The sequence below is a fragment of the Erythrobacter sp. LQ02-29 genome, from assembly GCF_022576075.2.
Lineage (GTDB): Bacteria > Pseudomonadota > Alphaproteobacteria > Sphingomonadales > Sphingomonadaceae > Alteriqipengyuania.
In genome coordinates this window covers 21859-44866 of record NZ_JANCNT010000001.1, presented here as the reverse complement: position 1 = coordinate 44866, position 23008 = coordinate 21859, and the positions used below count along the sequence as shown (strand labels likewise).

17 protein-coding genes are annotated in these 23008 nt (G+C 63.8%); 7 read left to right on the top strand and 10 right to left on the bottom strand.

Annotated features, from left to right (window positions below; genetic code table 11):
- Positions 1–44 precede the first annotated feature (44 nt).
- Positions 45–1373: an efflux RND transporter periplasmic adaptor subunit gene (locus tag MKP08_RS00175; RefSeq protein ID WP_241554388.1), complete on the bottom strand. Its 1329-nt coding sequence runs from the start codon at positions 1371–1373 to the stop codon at positions 45–47.
- Positions 1374–1598: 225 nt separating this feature from the next.
- Complete coding sequence (locus MKP08_RS00170) at positions 1599–2198, bottom strand: TetR/AcrR family transcriptional regulator (protein ID WP_241554387.1); 600 nt, start codon at positions 2196–2198, stop codon at positions 1599–1601.
- 155 nt (positions 2199–2353) lie between these two features.
- On the opposite strand from MKP08_RS00170, the gene MKP08_RS00165 reads away from it, so the two are divergent.
- Positions 2354–3259, top strand: coding sequence for an SGNH/GDSL hydrolase family protein (locus tag MKP08_RS00165; protein ID WP_306300101.1), 906 nt, complete (start codon positions 2354–2356; stop codon positions 3257–3259).
- Positions 3260–3301: 42 nt separating this feature from the next.
- Here the strand turns inward: MKP08_RS00165 and MKP08_RS00160 are convergent, their stop codons facing one another.
- The 5 genes from MKP08_RS00160 to MKP08_RS00140 form a co-directional block, all read right to left on the bottom strand.
- Positions 3302–3679 (bottom strand): VOC family protein, encoded by a 378-nt coding sequence (locus tag MKP08_RS00160; RefSeq protein WP_241554386.1) that lies wholly within the window; start codon positions 3677–3679, stop codon positions 3302–3304.
- Positions 3680–3683: 4 nt separating this feature from the next.
- Complete coding sequence (locus MKP08_RS00155; protein WP_241554385.1) at positions 3684–4202, bottom strand: flavin reductase family protein; 519 nt, start codon at positions 4200–4202, stop codon at positions 3684–3686.
- Positions 4199–5770 (bottom strand): AMP-binding protein, encoded by a 1572-nt coding sequence (locus MKP08_RS00150; RefSeq protein WP_241554384.1) that lies wholly within the window; start codon positions 5768–5770, stop codon positions 4199–4201. Before MKP08_RS00150 ends, MKP08_RS00155 begins: the two co-directional genes overlap by 4 nt.
- Positions 5771–5837: 67 nt before the next feature.
- Positions 5838–7013, bottom strand: a complete 1176-nt coding sequence (locus MKP08_RS00145) for an amidohydrolase family protein (protein WP_241554383.1) — start codon at positions 7011–7013, stop codon at positions 5838–5840.
- Positions 7014–7129: 116 nt separating this feature from the next.
- Complete coding sequence (locus tag MKP08_RS00140) at positions 7130–9454, bottom strand: TonB-dependent receptor (protein WP_241554382.1); 2325 nt, start codon at positions 9452–9454, stop codon at positions 7130–7132.
- A 423-nt stretch (positions 9455–9877) separates the two neighbouring features.
- Here MKP08_RS00140 and MKP08_RS00135 point away from each other — a divergent pair, with 423 nt between their 5' ends.
- Together MKP08_RS00135 and MKP08_RS00130 are read left to right on the top strand one after the other, a co-directional pair.
- Positions 9878–11431 carry an MFS transporter gene (locus MKP08_RS00135; RefSeq protein WP_241554381.1) on the top strand — a complete coding sequence of 518 codons (1554 nt, stop codon included), beginning with the start codon at positions 9878–9880 and terminating at the stop codon, positions 11429–11431.
- 78 nt (positions 11432–11509) lie between these two features.
- The gene (locus MKP08_RS00130) at positions 11510–12124 is read left to right on the top strand and encodes a TetR/AcrR family transcriptional regulator (protein WP_241554380.1); all 615 of its coding nucleotides are present in this window, start codon (positions 11510–11512) and stop codon (positions 12122–12124) included.
- Positions 12125–12127: 3 nt separating this feature from the next.
- On the opposite strand, the gene MKP08_RS00125 is transcribed toward MKP08_RS00130, so the two are convergent.
- Complete coding sequence (locus MKP08_RS00125) at positions 12128–12964, bottom strand: TetR/AcrR family transcriptional regulator (RefSeq protein ID WP_241554379.1); 837 nt, start codon at positions 12962–12964, stop codon at positions 12128–12130.
- 314 nt (positions 12965–13278) lie between these two features.
- Here MKP08_RS00125 and MKP08_RS00120 point away from each other — a divergent pair, with 314 nt between their 5' ends.
- From MKP08_RS00120 to MKP08_RS00110, 3 genes are all read left to right on the top strand, one after another.
- The gene (locus MKP08_RS00120) at positions 13279–13662 is read left to right on the top strand and encodes an ATP-binding cassette domain-containing protein (protein WP_241554378.1); all 384 of its coding nucleotides are present in this window, start codon (positions 13279–13281) and stop codon (positions 13660–13662) included.
- Positions 13663–13758: 96 nt separating this feature from the next.
- A complete protein-coding gene (locus MKP08_RS00115; protein ID WP_241554377.1) occupies positions 13759–14802 on the top strand; it encodes a LacI family DNA-binding transcriptional regulator in 1044 nt (347 codons plus the stop codon).
- A gap of 160 nt (positions 14803–14962) precedes the next feature.
- Positions 14963–15853, top strand: coding sequence for an endonuclease/exonuclease/phosphatase family protein (locus tag MKP08_RS00110; RefSeq protein WP_241554376.1), 891 nt, complete (start codon positions 14963–14965; stop codon positions 15851–15853).
- 11 nt (positions 15854–15864) lie between these two features.
- On the opposite strand, the gene MKP08_RS14360 is transcribed toward MKP08_RS00110, so the two are convergent.
- Together MKP08_RS14360 and MKP08_RS00100 are read right to left on the bottom strand one after the other, a co-directional pair.
- Positions 15865–17265, bottom strand: coding sequence for a glucoamylase family protein (locus MKP08_RS14360; RefSeq protein WP_241554375.1), 1401 nt, complete (start codon positions 17263–17265; stop codon positions 15865–15867).
- Positions 17266–17402: 137 nt separating this feature from the next.
- On the bottom strand, positions 17403–20489 hold the full coding sequence (locus MKP08_RS00100) for a TonB-dependent receptor (RefSeq protein ID WP_241554374.1): 3087 nt from the start codon (positions 20487–20489) through the stop codon (positions 17403–17405).
- A gap of 170 nt (positions 20490–20659) precedes the next feature.
- On the opposite strand from MKP08_RS00100, the gene bglX reads away from it, so the two are divergent.
- Positions 20660–23002 carry a beta-glucosidase BglX gene (gene bglX / locus MKP08_RS00095; protein ID WP_241554373.1) on the top strand — a complete coding sequence of 781 codons (2343 nt, stop codon included), beginning with the start codon at positions 20660–20662 and terminating at the stop codon, positions 23000–23002.
- Positions 23003–23008 lie beyond the last annotated feature (6 nt).

Here is a 23008-nt window from a genome sequence, read left to right as displayed (position 1 = left end):
ACTCCGGGCGTCGTTCGGTAACGAGCCGTTGAAAAGTTTGGGTTTTAGCTGGCGAGCGTGGCGGAGGCCGCGCGGGAGACGGGTTGCGCCTCGGGCGTTCGAGGCTGCGGTGCGCTGGCCTCGATCCGGCCCGGCTGAGCACGGACCTTCTGGCCGGGCATCGCCATCTGCACGCCCTTGATGATCACGCGGTCGGTCGGCTTCAGCCCCTTCTCGATCACGCGCAGGCTGCCGACCTGGGGACCGAGCTCCACCGTGCGTGCCGCAACCGTTCCATCCTTGGCGACGACCAGCACCTGCTTGCGCGTCTGATCGGTCGTGATCGCGGTATCGGGCACCAGCAGTGCCGATCGGGTTCCGCCGGTGGCTAGCCGCATCCGGCCGAACAGGCCAGGCGCGAGGACGCCGCCCTGGTTCGCGACCACGGCGCGCGCGCGGATCGTGCCGGAGTTCGCATCGAGACCGTTATCGGTGAAGTCCAGCTTGCCGTGCCAGCGATAGTCGGGCTCGTCCGCCAGCCGGATTTCGACATCGTTCCCTTTCGACAGGCCCTCGCGCTGCGCCTTCAGATACAGCGCCTCGGACCCGGTGAACTCGAAATAGACCGGATCGACCGCGTTGATCGTGGTCAGCAGCGTGGCGCTGTCACCCCCGCCACCCGACACCAGATTGCCGGCATCGATCCGGCGATCTGAGATACGGCCCGAGATCGGCGCGCGCACGGTGGTGTAGCCGACGTCGATAGATCGCGCCGCGGTGGCGGCCTGCGCCGCCTGCAGCGCGGCACGATTGCTGCGCACCTCCGCCTTGAGCCGGTCGATCTCGGTCGCGGCGATCGCGTCTTCCGAGATCAACGCCTGGGCCCGTGCCAGATTGGCCTGGGACAGGGAAAGCGCGCTGGAAGCCCGCGCCACGTCGGCCTGGGCCTGGGCCAGCGCGGCGCGGTAGGTGCGACCATCGATGGTGAAGAGCGGCGCACCGGCACGGACATATTGCCCGTCGGTAAAGTGTACGCGGACGATCTGGCCCGAAACCTGCGGGCGGACCTCGACGGTCTTGGTAGCCTTGAAGCGGCCCACGAACTCGTCCCACTCGGTCACCTGCTTCTGCAGCGGCGCGGCGGCGGTAACCACCGGGACCGGCATCGCGGCGGGAGCGGGCGTTGCGCCCCCGATCAGCCACCAGGAACCGACTGCGGCGATCAGGATGAAGAGCGCGATCAGCCATCCGCGCCCGGAGCGGCCCTGTTTCGGAGCGGCGTTCCCAGCGGGTGCGGGAGCGACAGCTGCGTCGTCGAAATCATAGCTGTCGACTTCCTCGGACCGCGCGGTGGCGGGCAGATCGTCGTAGCGGTCGAAAGGCGTATTGAACATTGTACCATCCCCGAACAGGCAAGCGTGCGTCATCGCTTCCGGAAGCAAGGTGCCGCCGGATGATCGCGTTCACGGTGTGGAAGGAAGGCGCAGCGCGCCCACCACGCGAGCCGGCTAAGCCGACCCGACCGCGATATGTACCGCTAAGTATGTAATCTGGCGTTCAGGTCAAGCGGTATTTTCATACCGACCGATACTTTTTTCGCAGCGCAGCAAAAAACGACGCTATTTCGAGGGCCACGCAGCCAGTGCAGCTTCGGATATTTCCATCAATTCCTCGCGCGTCGCTCCCGATTGCGCCTGCACCGAAATGCCCTGCATGAGCGCGAGGAGGTAACGCGTGATGGTTTCGGCCTTGGTCGGAACGACGAATTCGCCTGTATCGATCGCCTGCTGCATGCGCTCCACGATCAGCGCCTTGGCAGCTTCCGCGCGCTGGTTGACGTCGTCGCGGATGGAGGGCTCCACGCTCTGGCAGGCGACCGTCGCTATGACGCCCATGCAGCCCCGGCATTCCCCGCCGGTCGCGGTATCGACCGCACCGTGCAACATGTACTCGGCCACCGCCCGGGCGGTCGGCTCGCGCATGGCCTCGCCGATATAGGCCGTCTTGTCGCGCTGATAGAGGTCGAGCGCCTGCCGAAACAGCGCTTCCTTGTTGCCGAACGCGGCGTAGAGGCTGGGACGTGTGATACCCATCGCATCGGTCAGATCGCTGAGCGATGCGCCTTCGTATCCCTTGGTCCAGAACACCTGAAGGGCGGAAGCGAGCGCCTCGTCGGGACAGAATTCCCGCGGACGCCCTCTGGTGGCGAGCTTTTCCATACCTGTAGGTATAGAACGAAATTGGCGATTTTCAATGGTAAGCTGTTTCCGCGTGCGGCCGAAATCCGGCAAAAACGGGCGGGGCGACGTCTCCGCCCCTTCCGGCCTGCGAGACCAAGCGCTACCCTGCGCGTCAACTCAAGGCTTTGCCCTCTATGCCGAGGCGCAGCGGGGTGATCGTCGCACAAGCCCGGGGAGGGGTAACTTTGCGTAATTTAGCACTGGCAATCATGGCATTCGCCACCGTTTCATGCACGTCCATGGGGGACATACCCGTATCGTCGGTGCAGCCGGGATCGCGATATGTGGCGCTGGGATCTTCGTTCGCCGCCGGTCCGGGGCTGGGCTCTTACAGGCCGGGTACGCCGCCCCGATGCACGAGAGCGCTAGGGAACTACCCTTCGCTGGTGAGTGAAAGCATGAACCTGGTGCTGGACGACCGAACGTGCAGCGGTGCGACCGTTGCGAATATCCTTGGTCCATGGGGCGAGCTCCCGGCGCAGATCGACGCCGTGGACGGTGCGACGCGGCTGGTGACCGTGACCGTGGGCGGCAACGATCTCGATTACGTGGGAAACCTCGTCATGTCGGGATGCGAACCGGGCAGCTCGGTCAGCTTCGCAGGGCGCAGCTTTCCCTGCACGAAGCCGGTTGCACCTGCAGAGGAAACCTACGCGACGCTGGAACGGAATTTGACGAAGCTGGCCGACGAGGTCGCTCAGCGCGCCCCGGAGGCGCGCCTGGTGTTCGTCCAGTATCTCACCCTCCTGCCGCAGGAGATGTGTGCGCAAACGCAGATGTCCGCTGCCAACGCGGCACTCGCCCGAGAAACCGCCACGCGGCTGGCGGCGATCACCGACCGGGTGGCCGCAGCGACGGGAGCTACGGTCATAAAGTCCGACAAGCTGTCGCGCGATCACACCGCCTGCGATGCGGAGCCGTGGTCGCAGGGCAACGTGCCCTCCGCCCTGCCGGGCGGGGCTGTGCCCTGGCACCCGAACGCGGCAGGGCATACCGCGATAGCGCAAGCGCTCGCCGTGAGGCTCGGCTGGACCGACTGAGACGGGTCGCGCTCGCCATACCCAGCCGGTCAGCGAGGAAGGTCAGTCGCCTTTCTCGATCAGTTCGAGCTGGTGCCCATCCGGGTCTGTCAGAATCGCCATGCGGGCACCGCTGAAATCGACCGGCCCGAACGTCACTGTCGCGCCGGCTCCCTTCATCTGCTCCATCGTGCTATCGAGTTGCCCGACATAGAAGCCGACCGGGCCATGGGCATTGCCGTTTTCCAGTGCTCGCCCGTCACTCCATCGGCATAGCACCAGTGCGGCCCCGGTTTGTGCCGGGATCAGAATCACCTCCTCGAACGGCCCCGCGTCGACGCGCCGCTGTTCGCTGAAGCCGAGGCATTCGGCGTAGAAGGTCGCCGCGCGATCGAGATCGGCCACGAATATCTTGTAGAAGGCGGGGCGGGTCTGTTCCATCGTTTCACCTTTCCTCATTTTCCATCACGCCGAACCGGCGGTTGCCGTAGACGAGCGAACGCGCTTCCTCTCCCAGCGACACCGAAGTCACGCCGCAGGCGAATACCCGGTGGGTTCCGATCGGGTGAGACTCCAGCACCGCACAGTTGAGGCACGAGACTGCGCCGCGCAATTGCGCAGGCTGCCCCGCGCCCAGCTGCCATTCGCCGAAATCGAAGCGCGAGCGACCGTCCAGTTCGATCATTCCGGAAAATATCCGCGCGAGTTCCGCTTGATCGGGCCGCAGCGTGTTGAGGCACATTCTTCCGCCTGAGACGATCGCGTCGTGGGCGGAGGCATCCCGATGGATGGAGATCAGGATGGAAAGCGGTTCGGTGGACAGCGACATGGCGGCGGTCGCGGTCATTCCGTAATCGCGTCCCCCGCTATGGGCGGTCACGATATGGACCGCGCTCGCCAGCCGGGCCATGGACTCGAGGAACGCGCTTCGAACGTCCGGCGTCGCAGATACGGCGGTGATCACGGCGCTCCGCCCGTGGTTGCCCAATATGGCGCGCGCATTGCGCCGCGTAACACCTTGCCCGTTTCCGACTGCGCGATGTCCGCGACGAATTCGATGCGACGCGGCAATTTGAACGATGCCAGCCGTTCGCGCAGATAGGCGATCAATTCCCGCTCGAGGCGTTCGCCTGTCTCTGTGCCGTCCTCCACCATGACAAGGCTTAGCACCTCCTCCCCCCATTCGAGGCTCGGTACGCCGATGGTGCAAGCCTGTCGTACCGCAGGGTGAGCGGTCAGCGCGTCGTCCACTTCCTGGGGGTAGATGTTCACGCCGCCGCTGATGATGACGTCGGCGGACCGGCCGGTCAGGAACAGATAGCCCTCGTCATCGACATATCCCAAGTCGCCCACGGTGTAATATGCGCCGCCGAACACCTCGCCATTCTTGTCGGGCGCGTTGTGGTATCGGGGACCGGTCGCGGGGTCGTGCAGGAAGGCCACCCGGCCGATCGTTCCGGGCGGGCACGGCTGCCCCGCTTCGTCGAGAATACGGGTGCGTGTCGCATCCGGCAGGCGACCCACGCTGCCGGGCTTGCGCAACCAGTCCGCCGAAGCGATGCCGATGCCGGGCGATGCCTCGGTCGCGCCGTAATATTCGTATAGGATCGGGCCCAGCCAGTCGATCATGCGCCGCTTGATGTCGGGCGGGGTGGGGGCGGCCCCGTGGAAGACACGTCGCAGGCTCGACAGATCGGCTCCGTCGCGCACCTCCGGTGGCAGGGTGAGCAACCGCTGGAACATCGTGGCGACCATGTGGGTGTGCGTGACCCGATGCCGCTCGATCATCGCCAGGACCTGCGCCGCGTCGAATTTCTCCATCAGCAGGATCGGAATGCCCGACGCTATGGGAAAGGCGAGGTCGAAGGTGAGCGGCCCGGCGTGATAGGCCGGTCCGCACAACAGGTTGAGGTCGCCGTCGCGATAATCGCACAGCGTGCCACCGCGCTGCGGGGCGAGCGCGATGGGCTTGCGGCGCAGCACGCCCTTGGATCGACCGGTCGTGCCCGAGGTGTAGAGCATCATGGACCCCAGGCGGGGATCGGTCGACGCGTGGGAAGGTTGCGCGCCCAGCGCCTCGCCATAGCTAGCGAACGGGCCGCGAGCCGGACCCGTGGCGAGGCGGGTCAGGACGCCCGCTGACGGTATCGCGGCAAATTTCTCTGCCAACTCGCCCTGGATGATCCAGGCGCGCGCCTCGCAATCGGATAGGATATAGCCCGCCTCGCTGCTCGTTAGGTGCCAATTGACCGGCGTCAGCCGCAGCCCGCCACGTTGGCACGCGAGATAGGTTTCGACGAATTCGGGGATGTTTCCGCACACCATGGCGACACCGTCGCCTGCGCGAAGCCCCACCGAGTGCAGGTGATGCAGCAACCGGTTCGCGTTCGCGTCGAGTTCGGTGAAGGACCGATTGCCGCGGCGAGAAAGGATCGCGGGTCGGTCTCCGTTCCGACCCGCCCAGTAGCTGAACAGTGTGCCCTTGGCGGCAAGCGCGAGGAGCGCCTCGGGCGAAGCGATGGTGCGATCCATGGTGCGAAAATGAAAGGCCGGAGGTGGACGGTGCGCTGGGCGACCGACCTCCTCCGGCGTGGTGGAATCAGGCCGCCGCCATTGCGGGGCTGGATTGATACTGCATCATCTCGTCGTAATTGGTCCGGTAGAACATGTCCTTGGTCTTCTCGTCCGCTCCCTCCAGGGTGCTTTCGAACTTACCGACCGGATCCTTCGTCCCTTCGGGATGGGGGTAGTCGCTGGAGAACATGAACAGCTCCGCCCCGCCGTCGCGGATCATCTCGCCGACATCTTCGCCCGGGAAAGGCGTGAACTTCACCGCGCGGCGGATGAACTCGGACGGCAGCATCTCCAGTTCCTGGACATAGGGATCGGTCCGCTTGAACGACTTGTACGCATAATCCAGCCGCCGGAGGAAATCGGGTACCCACCCGGCGCCGGATTCGATGACCCCGCCGCGCAGTTGCGGGTGACGCTGGAACACGCCGTCATAGATCATCGCGGTCAGGAATTCCTGCGGCGCGAAGCAGAGCGAGGTGAAATCGGCGAAGCGCAGATTCTCGCCACCGCCGTGCAGGTCCGGCGCGCGCTCGCGCCCGTTGTTGTGATAGCCCTTCGGCTGCGTTTTCGTGCCGGTGCCGATATGCACCATGAAGGGTATCTTGCGGTCCTCCAGCAGCTGCCAGAAAGGCTCGTGATCCGGGTGACCGGGCGACATCTCGCCCGACGGCATCGGCGCGACGCCAACCGCGCCCGCGCCCGCCTTGATCGCACGCTTGGCCTCCTCATACGCCAGCTTGGGATCGTCGAGCGGGATGTACGCGACATTCACCAGCCGCTCGTCACCGTCGCAGAACGCCTGCTGCGCCTTGTTCGCAGCGCGCGCGATTGCGTATTTCTCCTCTGCGTTGTCGGCTTTTCCCATCGCCGCCAGGCACGCCGTGGTGAAGACCAGCTGGCTGACGAAGCCGTACTGGTCGAGCATCCGCTTGCGTTCGGAAGCGTCGAACGCACCGAAGGCCATCCAGCCCTTGTCGCCCGCGATCGGGTCCTTCGCGGCGGCCGCGTCGGCTTCCGGATCGTCAGCCCGCGCTTTCGCCTTGTCGATCATTGCCTTCATGCGGCCGGTCTTGTCGCCCGCGAACAGCGTCCCGTACTTCTCGCGCAAAGCATCGCTCTCGAAGTAGTCGTAGACCCATTCGCTTGTTTCCATAGTGTGACTGTCAGCGTCGTTGATCACACGTCCATATGCGTATTCCATGCGTCATCTCCTGATTCGTTCTCTGATCGGGGATTAGAGTAATTATTAATCGGTGTGGCTGTCAATAAACCGCGCGGACTTCCCGTGCTATCCGGTAACCCCGCGCGCTGCGCCGCTTACTGACCGAGCCGGACCCGCAGCATTAGCCCGCCCTGCCGCTCGCGATAGCGCGAGGTGAACTGCGAATAGCCGCCCATCGTATCCGCGGCGTTGGGGGTGATCAGGGTGGCGAATTTCTGGTTAGTGATATTGCGAACGTAGGCCCGCAGCTCGAACAGCCCGCCCCCGAAAGACAGTCCGGCGGAGGCATTCCAGATTCCGTAAGCCGGCTGGATCGTCAGGGGATCGCCATTGGCCGAGAACTGCTCTTCGCTGCGCCACGAATAGTCGGTGTCGAACAACAGACCGACATCGTCGCTCAGTTGCCGTTCGTAGCTTGCCAGCAGGTTGAACTTGAACTCGGGCGCGTTCGCCAGGCGATTGCCGTCCGCGCTGATGATCGGACGCCCGTCGACGAGGCGGCAGCCATTGCTGGGCGTCGGAACGGTGAAGGCGTAGGGGCAGGAAAGCCCGTCGAGATCGCGATAGCGCGCATCGACATAGGCACCGGCGGCCGACAGGCTCAGCCCCTTGATCGGCCTGATCGACAATTGCGCCTGCACCCCCTTGCTGGTCAGTCCGCCCGCATTGGTGGTGCGGAAGCCCGGTGGATTGGTGCTGGTATCGTAGATCTGCGTCTGGAAATCCGTGAAGCGTTCGTAGAACAGCGCCGCGTTGAAGGTGGCGAGCCCGTCAAGGAAGCGCGACTTGATCCCGATATCGTAGGCCATGACCTTCTCGGGCCGGATCAGCGGGCTGACATCGGGCTGGATGATGCCGCTAGATGCGAGGCCCGGCCCTTTGTATCCGCGGGCGACGTTCGCATAGACCATCACGTCGGGCGCGAGGTCGTATTCGCCGGTCAGCTTCCACGAGAAGTTGCTCGTGCCGCCCGTTTCGGTGGTGTCGCCCACGGGGCTGCCGATGATGGCGGAGGAACCGGGGAGGGCACCCGGCAGGTCGTAGGCGATCCTGCGGGCGCGCAGTTCGTCGCGGGTAAAACGTCCGCCCGCACGCAGCCGAAGGGCATCGGTCGCGTTCCACGTGACCGATGAGAATCCGGCGTAGCTCTGCGTGGTGAAGTCGGTTTCGATCACCGCCACGACCAGGGGGCGCGGGGCGGGGCCGAGCAGACGTCCGCCCGCGCGGTAGAACACATCGTTGTCGCCGCGGAAATAATACAGGCCCGCCACCCATTCGATGGTGCCGCCGGGAGCGGAGGCGAGCCGCAATTCCTGGCTGAACTGCTTGTAGCGATAATCGCCGCCATTGTAGTCGAAGCGGTCGAGCGGGGTCTGGTCGCCGTCGAAATCGAGAATGTAATGGTTGTTGCGCAGGCCGGTGATGGAGGTCAGCGACGGGCCGCCGAGATCGATGTCGATCTGCCCGGTCACGCCCTTGTAGCGGCGCAGCGGCGCGCCTGGAAAGGTGCCGACCGGGCTACCCAGCACGGTGGAGAGATTATCCTGTCCGGGCACGATGCCGTAACGGTTGAAGTAATTGGCGAGGTTGGCGTTCTGCCCCAGCTTCGTCGCGGTCAGGACGCAGCAGACCGCGGTGTCCTTCGCGTAGTCGCCGGTGACGAGAACCCGCACCGCATCGGACGGTTCGAACAGGATCTTTCCGCGGAAGCCGTAATTCTTCTCGCCATTGTAATCCTCGTTCAGGAAGAGATTGCGAACGTAGCCATTGGTGCGGTTCCTGAAACCCACCATCCTCACCGCCAGCGTGTTGCCGATCGGGATGTTGATCATGCCGTTGTCACGAAATTCGCCGTCGGTTCCGATCGTGGCCGACAGGTCGGCCGTCAGTTGACCGAGGCGGGGGGAGTTCGTGACGATGTTGACGAGGCCGGCGGAGGCGTTCTTGCCGAACAGCAGCCCCTGCGGTCCCTCCAGCACTTCGACCCGCTGAATGTCGACCAGCGACGCGGCCGATTGCGGCTGGCCCAGCACGACACCGTCGACCACGGTAGACACGCTCTGTTCCACGGTCGTGGAGAAGGTGGAGGTGCCAACGCCGCGAACGGCGAAACCCGAGGACGTCGTATTCGGGTTCGGGCGGAAGGTCAGGGCAGGCGAAACACGCGTGAGATCGCTCGATTCGACGATCTGCAATTCTTCGAGAGCATCACCACTTACGACCGTGATCGATTCGGAGACGTCCTGAACATCCTCTTCCCGCTTGCGCGCGGTGACGATGATCGTGCCGTTGTCAGGGCCGGCGGTACGGGCCTGCGCCGCGTCTGCAGTCTCAGCCGCGGCGAGGGGGGTAGTGGGGCACAGGCAAGCAGCCAGAACAACCGCAAGCGCCGTGGTTTGCCCGTAGGCAGCCTTCGTCATAACATTCTCCCAATCACGGACACCTTTGGTGCCTCGTGCGCAGACTGCGCCTCATATAGAGCGCCTGTCAACAAGTTTGAGCGCACAGCTACCTTGCTGTCGACTTGGGTGGTTGAGAGTGGGGCTGGTTATGGAGTTTGCGTCAGATCCCCGGGTAAGAAACTGCTGGGAAGTTGTCGCGCCATGGCTCGTTTCGGCAGCCGGTAGCTGCGAAAAAAGAAATGCCGATCCTCCTCCGTCTTCTGGAAAGCCCCGATCGTCTTCGAATCTGCGGCAGCGCTCCACCCGCGGTCGTTTTGCCCGACACGCACTTCGCGAGGATTAGGTCCGCGTGAATTGACTTGACACCCGCTCCATAAATGACCGAGGTCAGGGATGTGACGGAGTACAAACAGCTCCGCGCGCAAGAGAGAGGATGAAGCCATGGCGCGATTTCGCGAGGCGTCCGGTTCCGGCGTCGACGACGACCGGCGAACGCAGAAGGCAGGGGCGGGCACCGATCCTCGCGATGCGCCCATCCCTCTGCTCGCACAGTTTTCCTATGGTTTCGGCTCCGTATCGACAGCGGTGAAAAATGCGGCTTTCGCGTATCTCCTGCTGTACTACAACCAGGTCGTAGGTATTCCCGCGACCATCGTTTCCACCGCCATCGCCGCCACCCTGTTCGTGGATGCGCTGGTCGACCCGTTGATCGGTCGATGGTCGGATGTAACGCGCAGCCGGATCGGACGGCGCCACCCCTTCATTCTCGGTTCGGCGATCCCGACCGCCGTGTTCTTTCTGCTGATCTGGTTGCCGCCGGAGGGGCTGTCGCCGTTGCAGACGGGCCTGTGGATCTTCGCGGTCGCGTCGATCACCCGCGTGGCGGTGAGCGCTTACGACGTGCCTTCCACCGCCATGGTGCCCGAACTGACGACGGATTACGGTGGACGCACCCGACTGTTTTCATTGCGTTTCTGGTTCGGGTACGTCGGCACCTTCATCTTCGTCGCGCTAAGCCTCACCTTGTTCTTCGTCGCCACGCCTGAACATCCGGTGGGCCAGCTGAATCCCGACGGTTACGTCAAATTCGCGATTGCCGGGGCGGTGGTCATGGCCGTCGCCATCTTCGTCTGCGGCTTCGGTACGCTCGGTCAGGTTCCCCGCATGCAGCAAGCGGAGGATAACGGCAGGCCCGGCGGGGGATGGATGTTCCATGTTCGCGAAACCTTCGTCGCGTTCCGGCATCGCGGGTTCCTGGCCATCTTCGGGTTCGGCGTGCTGAAATTCACCGCGATCGGGCTGGCCACGGCGACCGCGCTCTATTTCAATACCTATGTGTTCGACCTGAGCGCGAAGCAGATTGCCGTCCTAGCGCTGGAGGCGGTGACGGCGGCGACGCTCGCGGCGCCGCTGGCACCCAAATTCTCGCGTCGGTTGGGGAAAAAGCGCACGGCGATGCTCATGGCGTTCGGGGGAATCGTGATCACCCTCTCGCCATTGGTTCTCACCTATTTCGACCTGTTCCTCCGCCCGGGCGACCCATTCCTCGTACCCGCGCTGTTGCTGGTCGGCACTTTCGGCGGCGGAATGATCGCGATTTCGCTCATCAATACGAGCTCGATGCTGGCCGACGTGGTGGACGACTACGCCGTGCGCACCGGACGGCACGCTTCGGGTGTGTTCTTCTCCGCCTCCAGCTTCATGCAGCAGTGCTCGGCCGCGCTGGGCGTGTTCGTAGCGGGCCTGGTGTTGAGCGCGTCCGGATTCCCGGAGAAGGCCGAACCTTCGCAGATCTCGCGTGCCGCGGAACTGTCGTTGATCGCGCATTACGTGCCCACCGTACTGGCCCTCTGGCTGGTGGGCGTGCTGATCCTGTTGTTCTACGATATCGACCAGGTGCGGCACCGGTCCAATGTCGATCGGCTGCGCGCCCTTGCCGCGGAGAAGCGGGCGCGGGAGAAGGAGAATCTCGGCCTCGATCCCGCAACGCGCTGAGCGTAGCGGGATGAGCGCCGGCGATGGGGAAGGGGGCCGGACCTTCCCAGGATCGATCCGCGTCATTATGATCGCCGGATGACGGTGACGAAGCGGAGGGAAAAGGCCACCGGCCGGATGCGCGCGGAGGATCGATCCGCGTCGATGGTGATAGAGGCCGATCGACAGATCAACCTCAAGCGCTCGGCCCGCATCTCTCCCGGCGACATCGCGACCGATCTGGGGACCAGCCGGTCACTGGTCTATTCCTATTTTCCGGACCTGAACGCGCTCATCGTTGCGGTCCTCGATCGCCATGCGGACTTGCTTTCCAAGGCAGGGATCGAGCGTGCCGTGCGGGAGGCGGCGCTTATCGACGCCGCTACCGAATGTGCGACAATCTACCTGCGCCATGTGCTGGAACATGGTTCCGCGATCGAATTGTGCTTCCGCGAGAAGTGGCTTGCGCGTCACTTGGATGGCCGGATGAAGCGCATGACGAAGCGGATCATCCGACAGCTTGCGACCCTCATCCAGCGCGAGCTCGAATACGGCCCGCATGATGCCCTGGGCGTGGTGCAGATCCTTCTGGCGATCCCGGAAGAAGGAGCGCGCCTGGTCCGTAACGGGGAAATCTCCCTCGAGATGGCGCTTGCCCTTTGCCGCAGGCTTACCGTCGCCTCGCTGGAGGAACTGCGTCCTCAGCACCAATAGGTGTCAGTCGGCGGCTTGTGCGTTGCTGCGCATGCAGCCCATCACCATCGGCAGGCACAGGCGGACCCCCGCCGCCGTCGAGAGGCTGCCGTTGGATACGAGGCGTCCGGCGCGCAGGGCAATCGCGGTGATCAGCCAGTTGCTGGCGAAGGCCTCTTCCTTGCTCATCCGATAGGTGTTGGAAGTCGCCTCGACGATCGCATCCGACACGAGCGCGCGGGTCGCATCGCGTTCGCTGCGAAGCACTTCGCGCACTTCCGTTTCGAGCAGGATCGCCTGCAACAGCGCGCCGCGGCGGCCCGCTTCGTCAAGGTAGTTCACCGTCGACAGCACGACCTGGGCGAGGCGGTCGCGACCCCGCAGGACGATCCCCTTGCGCGACCGCTCGAATTCATCGACTTCCCGCCGGGCGAGTTCCGCGAGAAGATCGATCCGCCGGGCGAAGCAGTTATGGGCCTGCGCTTCGGATATCCCCGCCTCGCGCGCGACGCGATTGAGGCTGACCTCGTCCACGCCCTCTTCCGCCACGATCCGGGCGGCGATGTCGAGCAATTGCGCACGACGATCCGCCAGCGGCAATCGCGAACGGCGTGCGCTTTTCTTGCGCGGGGCGGCTTGGGAAGCGGGTGCGATGGCGTCGAACTCGGGGCGGGCTTCGAGCCGCTCGCCGGGCGTCATCCGCCAGTAATTTCGCTTCGGCCGCGGTATTCCCAGCCGATCGCACAGCTTCGCCAACCCGCCGGGGGAAAGGTGGTAGGCGTTCGCGATCTCGCTCAGCGGAGCCGACCACACCGCCTCGAACAGCTCCATCCGGTCGATTTCGGCATCGGGTTTTCTCATTTCCTGCCGGTCCCAATTATCGCCAGCCCCTGCGACCTCGGCGATCGTCGGCCAATGCAAAGAACGAAACTGGCGCTCAGTAAGACACGCCCGTCGGAACGGCGTCAATCTCGGCGTATCCTCATGAGCGCGCGGCGCTTCGCAAGCATTGCATGGTTTGGTCCAGCAGCTTCTGGAACTGCCCCCTACCGAATGGCGCGACCCCAATGGTGTGTTGCCACGCGGTGCGGTGCCGGTGCACAGCCGCGGGGATGGACGATCGCTCGCTTCCGGTCCCGAGAGCTTGTTTGACGACCATCGGCAGGCGCTGATCGATGCCCCAGTTGGTTCTCGATGATGTTCGCAAGCGTTTCGGCGCTATCCACCTATTCGACGGGCTGAAGCTGTGTGCCGAGGCTGGCGAATTTCTCGCGGTCGTCGGGCCTTCCGGCTGTGGCAAGTCCACTTTGCTGCGGTTGATCGCCGGGCTGGACCCGCTCGACGGCGGGACGATCACACTGGGAAAACGGCGGATCGATACCCTGGACCCGGCAAAGCGCGGGGTGGCGATGGTGTTCCAGTCCTACGCTCTTTATCCCCAGATGAACGTGCGCGAGAACATCGGCTTTCCCTTGCGGATCGGCGCGCGCTTCATATGGCGCAGCGGGTCGCGCAAGGCGACCCGGTCTCGCGCGCGGCGGCACTGGGTGACATCGTAATCTTTGATCGCGAAGGACAGGCGCTGATGCTCGATGCGGGGTGATTGCCCGGTTTGGTGGAGGCGGTTACATACCGCGTGAGGAAGGGCGGGATCGATGGTAACAATCCGTGACGTAGCGAAGCATGCCGGTGTTTCTATCGCCAGCGTCTCGCGCGCGCTGAACGGCCAGGACAATGTCCGGGCGAAGACGCGGGAAAAGATCGAGGCATCCGCGAGGGAGCTCAAATTCGTACCCCATAGCGGGGCGCGGAGCCTGACCAATCAGAGGACACATACGATCGGGGTCATCCTGCCCGATCTGTTCGGTGAATTCTTCTCCGAGATCATTCGCGGGATCGACCGCATCACGCATGGGGCCGGGAAGCAGATGCTGCTCGGCAACATGCACGGCAGCCTGCACGAGACCGCCAATGCGATCCGCTCGATGCGCGGCCGGGTCGACGGGATACTCCTGATGCCGCCGAACGGCGTGTCGGAGCCGCTGACGACCGAGGCGCTGGGCTTCGTGCCCACGGTATTGCTGAACGTGGAACCGGGTGCGCACACGCAACCCTTCGTCACCGTGGACAACTACCACGGCGCTCGCAAGATGACCGAGTATCTGATCGGCCTGGGATGCAAGCGGATCGTCCACATATCCGGCCCCCGGCACAATCGCGACGCGTTCCAGCGCCAGCGTGGCTTCCTCGATGCGATGAAGCAGCATCTGCATGAACGCCAGCCGCTGGTCCTGCCGGGCGATTTCAGGGAACAGTCGGGAGAGGACGCGGTGCGCATGCTGCTGGCGGACGGGGCGCCGGTCGATGCGATCTTCGCTGCCAACGACGTGATGGCGGTGGGCGCGATTTCGGCTTTGCGCGAAAGCGGCATCGCTGTGGGAGAGGACGTGCTGGTGGCCGGTTTCGACGACATTCCGATGTCGCGCCACATGGCGCCGGGGCTGACCACGATGCATTCCGACATCGCCCGGCTGGGATCGACGGCCGCGATGCTCCTGCTCCGTATGATGGGAGGGGAGGCGCTGGGCAGTGAGGATGGCCGTGTCCTGGTGCCAGAGATCGTGACGCGCGGGTCCACCGGTGAAGCCGAGAGAGGTTCGCTGGGCAGCAAGGCGACTGCCACGCTGCCCGGTGCATGAGACCGGCCATGGCGAGAGCGGCCTTGGTATGGCCGGAGAATGCTGTCCTATTCGATGCGCCTGGCCGGCGAACTGAGCGGAAGCGCCAAGGGATAAAGCTGGAACAGTCGGTGCCGTTTGGTGGAAAGCAAAGCGCGGTGCTCGACCGGGAGAATGTAGTATGAGGTTACTGATCGCTTGTCTGTTCGCGCTGGCACTCTCCGCTTGCGCCCATTTGACGGGCGTATCGCAGGGCGATGCATCGCGCGGCGAGCCGCTCACGGCGATGACATACAATATCCGGCTCGATCTGGCGTCGGACGGGGCCAATGCCTGGCCGAACAGGCGCGATATGGCGATCGCGCTCATCGGTCACGAGGCGCCGGACGTCATCGGAATGCAGGAGGTCCTGCTTGGCCAGATGAACGACCTTAGGGCAGGTTTGTCCGGATACCGGCTGGTGGGGGTCGGGCGCGACGACGGGGGCGAGGGCGGCGAATTCTCGCCAATCGGCTGGCGCGAGGATCGCTTTGTGCTGGTCGATTGGGGTACGTTCTGGCTTTCCGATACGCCTGCTGTGCCCGGTCTCGGCTGGGACGCGGCCTACCCCCGCATCGCGACCTGGGCACTGCTGCGCGATCGGCGGAACGGACGTGTTCTGCGCGTCCTCAACACCCACCTCGACAATACTGGCGAGACCGCGCGCGCGCGGGGTGCGGCGTTGATCCTGCGCTGGGCGCGTGAGGGGGAGGGGGCGGACAGCGACACGCCGACGGTGATCATGGGCGATTTCAATGCACCGCCCGGCAGCACGCCCTATTCCATCCTTACTGGCGCAGGGAGCGACGGGCTGCTCGACAGTCGCACCGCCAGCGCCACGCCGCCCTACGGACCCGGAGGAACCTTCAACGGCTTCGATATCGAAAGCGATAGCGGTGCCCCTATCGACCACATCTTTGTCTCGCCCGGCATTGCGGTGGACGGCTATTCCGTGATGACCCAGCAGTGGGGCGGGCGGCTCCCTTCCGATCACTACCCCGTCAAAGTGCAGCTTCGCCTACCCGCGAGGTAAGAGGGCGCGCACTATTGCTGCGGTTGGTCGAGCCACCCGCCGGTAAAGCCGATCCGCTCCAACCCACGCCGGATGTGGGGGTTTTTGCGCATGGTGCGCCAGACAAGCCCGCTGCGATGGTTCTCCATCATCGCCAGGATCGGGCCCTGGTCGATGCCGAGATGGTCGGCCGCAACCCAGCCGAGCTTGGGGTCGACCGGGCCGGTGCGCGAATCCGCTTGCGTGAAGGTGAAGCTGGGATTGAACGCGTCCTTGAAGCCATACTTGTCGTACACGCGTTCGCCATATCGATCGCGCATCGCCATCAGGGCGGGGATCGTGACTTCGGGTGCGAAGGGGATGGAGCCCCCAGCCGCCGTGGGGACGATCGTGCCGTCGTCGACAACCCGGACCGAACTGACACCGCGCGCGGTATAGGTGAAGAAGGTTCGCAGCTTGCCGTTCACGGCATACTCGTCGCGCGAATATTTCGGGCCGTCCGAAGCGGTCCAGCCCCACAGGTCGCCGCTATATTCCTTCCAGTCGTTGGGATTGTCGATCCCATAGGCGCGCTGGCTCAGCGTGGCGCGACGGCTGTTCTCGAAATAATCGATGCCCTTACCGCGCATGAATTCATCCTGGATGCCGCGGAAATCGACCCAGACATGGCTGTATTGATGGCCGAAAAGCGGCTCGAACTGGAGGTGTTCGTAGCCGTAGAAGCTGCCCCAATCTTCATCCAGCCGGGCGGCCCATCCCTTGTCCCAGGCGGCCTTGCCGACCGGGTGGGTGGGGGAGCCGAGCGCCAGGATATAGACGAGCATGCCCTCGTTGTACCCGACCCAGTCGGCGGGCTGCCAGCCATCCTCGGGCTTCCAGCCCATGGTGATGCCCTGCGATGCGGGATAATTGCGCGCTTTCGTTCCGGTGCTGCCGCGCAGGGCCCAGTCCCATTCGACCCGGCGGTAGATGCGCTCCGCGAGATCGCGGATTTCCGCCTCGACCGGATCGTCACGATCGTAATAGCTCTGCGCGAACAGCGCACCGCCCAGAAACAGGGTGGTATCGACCGTGGAAAGCTCCGTGGTCGCGTGCCGCGTCCCGTCGTCGTATTTCAGGAAGTGGTAGAAGAAGCCCTTGTACCCGGTGATGTCCTTGGCCGCCGCACCCTGCGGCGCGTCCCAGTAGAATTTCAGGCAGTCGCGGGTGCGCTTCGCCGCTTCCTCCCGGGTGACGTAACCGCGCTCCGCCCCAATGCCGTAGGCGGTCAGCGCGAAGCCGGTCGCCGCGATCGAGGAAAAGGTAAGACTGGGCCAGCGATCGGGCGCAAGGCACATCCGGGTGTCGGTGGTTTCCCAGAAATAGCGGAAAGTCCGCTGGGTGAGATCCTCGGAAAAGGCCTCGACCGCTGCGGGCGCCGGCGGCGGTGGCACGTGGCGGGGAGGGGATACGCCCAAGCAACCGGAAGCGAGAAGAGCGAGAACGGGTAGAAAGCAATTCCGGCGCATGCGTGCTCCGCAAAAGAAATTCGCCGCCGCCCCCAAGAAGAGGACGGCGGCGCAAGGAGGAGCTAGAATTCGAACCCGGCTGAAACCTTCAGCGTGCGGGGAGGGCCATCCGTGCCCAAGCCCGTGCGCGAAAGGTAGTTGGTAGCCGTCGGATTAGTCACGTAATTCGAATAGTTACGATCGTTCAAAGCATTGATGATATCCGCGCGAAGCTTGATCCGGGTGCGGTCGGTCAGGAAGCCGAGCGGGATATACTTCGTGATCGCAAGGTCGAGCTGCCGGAAGCCCCAACGATCACCGTTGGACGCCGCCTCGTTGGAAATGACGTCGCGCGTGGGGTTCGCACCCCCGGTGCTCACGAAGCTCTGGATATAGGGCGGCGATGCGATCTGGAACTTGCCCGACAGCGTCACCGCGATGGGAAGATCCACTGCACCGGCAATTACCAGGCGATGCTTGCGCACCCCTCTGGAGGTCACGAACGGATAGTCCGCTGTCGAGGGGAAATCGAGCGCGAACGTCTCGTTGAAAGCACGGTTTTCCGAAGCATCGGTATAGGTATAGGTCGCCGTCAGGTTCCAGGGCGAGAACTGCGTGTAGCGCTTGACGAGCTTCAGATATCCGCTGTCGGAGCGTGTCTCCAGCCCGTTCGTACCGATGATGATCGAACCGAAGCCCGGAGGTGCGAAGCCAAAAGGTGAGTCCGGGACCCCGGGAGCAGGCGGGAAGAAGCTACCGTCGGGACGCCTGTTGCCCAGCAAATAGGCGAAGCCATCCTTGCTCTCGATATGGGTATAGCCGACTTCGGCTTCGAACATGGATGCGAGCTGACTACGCAGACCCAGGCTGAACTGGTCGGAGTAGGGAACCTTCAGATCGTTGTTGATGAAGCGCAATTCACGCCCACCGCCGAACCCGGCTTGCTCCACCAGCTGTTCCCGCCCTTCCGGCGTAAGATAGATCGGATCGAACGGCAGGCAGGTCGCACCGGGGGAGCAGGTGTTGAACTGGTCACCCGTGATGAAATTGAACGTCCGTGTGGTGAACGCCCCGACGCTGATCTCCTGCTGCAGGAAGTCGAACTGGTTGCGATCGTAGGACCGACCGTAGCCTCCGAAGACCACATAACGCCGATCGGCGTCCAGAGCGTAGGAGAAGCCGATGCGAGGCTGGAAAGCCCCTTTGAAAGGCTTGCGCTGGGTTCCATCGGTGATGAAATCGTTGATGTCGTAGTCCGCGTTCACCAGATTGGGATAATTCTCCGGGGACACCGCCGCCCGCGCGTCCGCAGGGGTGACGTAGTCGAGATAGGCCGGGGTTTCCTCGTAGTCCCAGCGGATACCCAGATTCAGCGTAAGCCGGTCGGTAACGTCCCAATCGTCCTGAATATAAAGGCCGAGCTGGAAGTTGCTCGATTCAACCACCGAAGAGCCGGGACCGTTCTGGAAACCGAACTGGACGCGGTAGGGTATCTGATCGTTGAAGAAGCTACCGTCGGTAATGTAGGCACCGGTCGCTGGATTGAAGACAGAGTTGAACTCGTAACGCGGATTGAAGTTGCTGAGCTGAAGGGAGTTCAGGTCGACCCATTTGGCCTTTATACCGGCCTTGATCGTATGGTTCTCGAAGCCGATCCAAGTGAAATCATCCTGCAGGCCGACGCCCTTCTGACCCTTGTCCTGGTAGTTCGACCCGCCTCCGACGCGCAGGATATTGTCCGAACGGACTGCCATTGTGGGATCGGTCACGTCCGGCGCAGCATAATTGAACTGAAGTGAATTGCCGAACTCGGCCGGGGTTGGAGCCCACTTCACGTCCTCATAGGTCGCCTTGAACTCGTTGATGAAATTATCGGCGCTGTACTCGTAGCGCAGCAGACCGCGGAACTCCTTGACGTCCTGAAAGCTCAGGGTCGAGCGCGCATTGCTGCCGTTCCCGAGAAAATCGCCGCTTTCATCACGGTACTTGCCCGATACCTCAATCAGATGCCCGGATGCAGGCAAGAGCGAGATTTTACCGAAATAGAGGTTCTCGTTGAAGGTCGAATTGGTCGAGCCGAATACGTCCTGATATTCATCCGGGAAGAAGGTCACGGGCAGGCCGAACCCTGGCGTGATCTGGATCGGATTTTCACGCCGCTTGCCTTCGTAGGTAACGAAAAAGTGCATGACGTCCGGAATGATCGGACCGCCAAGCGCCCCGCCGAACTGCATGTCGCTGGTTTCGACCTTTTCACGACGCGGAATGCTAAACTTCTCCAGCGGTGTCATCTGGCGCAGGCTCTGATCGGTATAATCGATGAACGCTTCGCCATGGAATTCGTTGGTGCCGGATTTCGTGCCCGCCGTGATGGCGACGGAGCTGACCTGGTCGAATTCCGCCTTGTAGTTGGAGCTGATGACCCGGTATTCGCCCACCGCCAGCTGCGGAAACGGATTGCCTTCGGAGGAATCCTGGCCCGTAATGCCGTTCTTCAGCACGTAGTCTTTCTGACCCACGCCATCGATGAAGACGTTGACGGTACGGCTGTTCTGCGCGCCGCCTTGGATACGCGACTGGCCGTCGGGATTGACGAACTGCACACCCGGCGCAAGGTCCGCGAAAGCTAGGAAGTTGCGGTTGTTCTGCGGCAGCTGCTCGATCTCGCGCTGCGTGATGTTCACGCCGACTTCGCCGCCTTCATTGGTCTTGATGCGACCCGCTGTGACGATGATCTCCGCGCCGGTCGTTTCACTGGGTGAGGTCGTATCGCCGGGCGCGGGGGTCGTCGGAGCCAGCGCGATGTCGTCGAAATCGAGGACCGCGTCCTGCGCGATCAGCAGGGTGAACTCGTCCGTCTGGCGCACGCCGTTCGGCGTGGTGATTTCCAGCCGGTAGGTTCCGGGGCGCAGCTGCGCGAAGTTATAGGTACCGTCTGCGGAAACGGGAACGGTGCGACGGAACCCGGTATTGACCTCGACCGCGGTGATTTCGCTCGCGCCCTGGACGTTGCCGCGTAAGGAGGCGCTGGATTCCTGGGCGTGGGCGGGAACGGCGGTCGCCACGGCGATTGCGCTGCCTGCGACGCCGAGCGCGAGAGCCGCGGCCAGTCGACGTGCCGAACGGCTGCCGGTCCCGAACGAGCCGGCGGAAAGGTTGAAACCCCTCATGTACTTCCTCCCCTGTGCGAAGGTACCGGCTTCAGCGCCGGCTACCTCGAATCAAATCGTTATCGGCGGGCTTGTAACCGGTTTCAACTGGCCTGTATAGAGGACATCGAAATCAGCGAATCCGCGCGGGCCGAACCGCGCCAGGCCGATTCTGGGGGAGTAGGAGAGTTATGCGTCATATCAGTCTCGCCGCTTTGGTGGCGGTCAGCCCGGTCGTTCTCGGTGCCTGCGCGACCGTGCCGGCGGAGCGGGTCGGCAGCGCCGCCGGCCAGTCGACGAACGCGGCGTCCACCACCGTGCCGGTGACGCAGGCGCAGCCCGCCTGGGCGAAATCCGATCCGGAGATGGACCGGTTCATTGATGACCTGATGGCGCGCATGACTCTGGCGGAGAAGGTCGGTCAGCTGACCTTGCTGACAAGCGACTGGGAATCCACCGGGCCGACCCTGCGCGATACCTATCGCACGGATATTCGCGCCGGCCGGGTGGGGGCGATGTTCAACGCCTATACCGCCGGCTACACCCGCGAATTGCAGCGGCTAGCGGTCGAGGAGACACGGCTCGGCATTCCGCTGCTGTTCGGGTACGATGTCATCCACGGCCACCGCACGATCTTCCCGATTTCGCTGGGCGAGGCGGCCAGCTGGGACATGGAAGCGATCGAGCGCTCTGCCCATGTGTCCGCAGCCGAAGCTGCCGCGGAGGGCATCCAGTGGACGTTCTCTCCCATGGTGGACATCGCGCGCGATGCGCGGTGGGGCCGCATTTCCGAAGGGGCGGGAGAAGACGTCTATCTCGGCAGCCAGGTGGCCCGCGCCCGCGTCCACGGCTATCAGGGCGACGACCTGCGGGCGACCGATACGGTGCTGGCAACGGTGAAGCATTTCGCCGCCTATGGCGCTGCCGAGGCCGGGCGCGACTACAACACGGTCGACATTTCCCGTCGCACGCTGCGCGACGTGTATCTGCCTCCGTTCAAGGCGGCGGTGGACGCCGGGGTCGCCAGTGTCATGACCTCCTTCAACGAGATCGACGGGGTTCCGGCATCGGCCAGCGAGTACCTGTTGACCGACGTGCTGCGCGACGAGTGGGGTTTCGACGGCTTCGTCGTCACCGATTACACCTCGATCAACGAGATGGTGCCGCATGGCTATTCGAAGGATCTGGCGCAGGCCGGGGAGCAGTCTCTGAACGCTGGTGTCGACATGGACATGCAAGGCGCGGTTTTCATGGAAAACGTGGCGAAATCCGTGGAAGACGGGCGCGTGGACATCGCGACCGTCGACCGTGCGGTGCGCCGCATCCTGGAGGCGAAGTACCGGCTCGGCCTGTTCGAGGACCCCTACCGCTATGCCGACGAGGCGCGGCAGAAGGCCACGCTATACCGTCCCGATTTCCTCGAAGCGGCGCGCGATGTCGCCCGCAAGTCCATGGTCCTGTTGAAGAACGAGGATAACGCCCTCCCGCTCGCCGCTTCGGCTGGGCGGATCGCCCTGATCGGGCCGCTGGCGGACAGCAAGCCGGACATGATCGGCAGCTGGGCGGCCGCGGGCGATCGCGGAACGCGCCCGGTAACGGTGCTGGAGGGCCTGCGTGAACGTGCGCCCGAGGGCGTCTCGATCGATTACGCCAAGGGCGCGAGTTACGAATTCGATGCCGCCGGATCGACCGACGGCTTTTCCCAGGCTCTGGCGCTGGCAAAGCGTTCCGACGTGATCGTCGCGGTCATGGGGGAAAAATGGGACATGACGGGCGAGGCCGCGAGCCGCACCTCGCTCGACCTACCCGGCAATCAGGAAGCCCTGCTGGAGCAGCTAGTGGCGACCGGCAAGCCGGTGGTGCTGGTGATGATGAGCGGCCGACCCAATTCGATCGGCTGGGCCGACGAGCACGTCGCGGCCATCCTGCATGCCTGGTATCCCGGGACGATGGGCGGCAAGGCGGTCGCAGACGTTCTGTTCGGCGACTACAATCCGTCGGGCAAGCTGCCCGTCACCTTCCCCCGCACGGTCGGGCAGGTGCCGATTTACTACGATGCGAAGAACACCGGTCGTCCGATCGAGCTGGGCGCGCCGGGGGCGAAATACGTGTCGCGCTATCTCGATACGCCCAACACGCCCCTGTATCGCTTCGGCTACGGGCTCAGCTACACCGATTTCAGCTACTCGCCCGTCACCCTGAGCGCGCCGACGATGAGCGGAAACGGCTCCATCACCGCCAGCGCGACGATCACGAATACCGGTGATCGCGCGGGCGAGGAGGTCGTGCAGCTCTATGTCCGCGATCTGGTGGGTTCGGTCACCCGGCCGGTGCAGATGCTGAAGGGCTTCGAAAAGATCATGCTGCAAGCGGGCGAGAGCCGCACGGTCGAGTTCACGATCAGGCCCTCCGACCTCGCCTTCACCCGGCAGGACATGAGCTATGGGTGGGAGCCGGGCCAGTTCCGGCTGTGGATCGCGCCGCGTTCGGGTGCCGATGCCGCTACGCCGGTCGAATTCACCGTGACGGAGTAGCGGGCG